The organism is Amycolatopsis sp. TRM77291, from assembly GCF_054166285.1.
Genome location: NZ_JBSZHF010000019.1, coordinates 1 through 1,643 on the forward strand (window position 1 = coordinate 1; position 1,643 = coordinate 1,643).

A 1,643-nucleotide genomic window follows, 5' to 3' on the forward strand; every position below is an offset into this window, starting at 1 on the left:
GCAGTGGATCAACGGCGACGGTTATCTGCATAACGTCTTTGTACGCTGGTTTAACGGTGATGTGATCCGTCCGAAAACATGGTTCTGGCAGGATGTGAAAACCCGAAAAATTCTGGGCTGGCGCTGCGATGTGAGCGAGAACATTGATTCAATTCGCCTCTCGTTCATGGATGTTGTGACTCGCTACGGTATCCCGGAGGATTTTCACATCACCATTGATAACACCCGTGGTGCTGCGAATAAATGGCTGACGGGAGGCGCGCCCAATCGCTACCGCTTTAAGGTAAAAGAGGACGATCCAAAAGGACTGTTTTTACTGATGGGGGCGAAAATGCACTGGACAAGCGTTGTTGCCGGTAAAGGCTGGGGCCAGGCAAAACCTGTTGAACGTGCTTTCGGTGTTGGTGGGCTTGAGGAATACGTTGATAAGCATCCGGCACTGGCTGGCGCATATACGGGGCCAAATCCGCAGGCAAAACCTGATAACTATGGCGACCGCGCTGTTGATGCAGAGCTGTTTCTGAAAACCCTTGCCGAAGGTGTGGCGATGTTCAATGCCAGAACAGGCCGTGAAACAGAAATGTGCGGGGGCAAACTCTCGTTTGATGATGTTTTCGAGCGTGAATACGCCAGAACGATTGTGCGTAAGCCAACCGAAGAACAAAAACGGATGCTGTTACTGCCTGCCGAGGCGGTGAACGTTTCACGCAAAGGCGAGTTTACGCTTAAAGTTGGCGGCTCCCTTAAAGGCGCGAAAAACGTTTATTACAACATGGCATTAATGAATGCCGGCGTGAAAAAAGTTGTGGTCAGGTTTGATCCGCAGCAGCTACACAGCACGGTTTATTGCTACACCCTGGACGGTCGGTTTATCTGTGAAGCGGAATGTCTGGCACCTGTTGCATTTAATGATGCTGCGGCAGGCCGTGAATATCGCCGCCGCCAGAAACAACTGAAATCTGCGACGAAAGCAGCCATTAAGGCGCAGAAACAAATGGACGCGCTGGAAGTTGCTGAACTGCTGCCGCAGATAGCCGAACCAGCAGCACCAGAATCACGAATTGTTGGTATTTTCCGGCCTTCCGGTAATACGGAACGGGTGAAGAATCAGGAGCGTGATGATGAATACGAAACTGAGCGTGATGAATATCTGAATCATTCGCTGGATATTCTGGAACAGAACCTCGAGCACCACCACCACCACCACTGAGATCCGGCTGCTAACAAAGCCCGAAAGGAAGCTGAGTTGGCTGCTGCCACCGCTGAGCAATAACTAGCATAACCCCTTGGGGCCTCTAAACGGGTCTTGAGGGGTTTTTTGCTGAAAGGAGGAACTATATCCGGATTGGCGAATGGGACGCGCCCTGTAGCGGCGCATTAAGCGCGGCGGGTGTGGTGGTTACGCGCAGCGTGACCGCTACACTTGCCAGCGCCCTAGCGCCCGCTCCTTTCGCTTTCTTCCCTTCCTTTCTCGCCACGTTCGCCGGCTTTCCCCGTCAAGCTCTAAATCGGGGGCTCCCTTTAGGGTTCCGATTTAGTGCTTTACGGCACCTCGACCCCAAAAAACTTGATTAGGGTGATGGTTCACGTAGTGGGCCATCGCCCTGATAGACGGTTTTTCGCCCTTTGACGTTGGAGTCCAC

The 1,643-nt window shown here is 52.5% G+C and carries 1 protein-coding gene; it reads left to right on the plus strand.

What is annotated here, in order from left to right:
- Positions 1-1,210, plus strand: a 1,210-nt coding sequence (locus tag ACXIZN_RS43145) for a transposase domain-containing protein (protein ID WP_457960773.1), incomplete at its 5' end; no start/stop codon positions are given.
- Between the last annotated feature and the right edge of the window lie 433 nt (positions 1,211-1,643).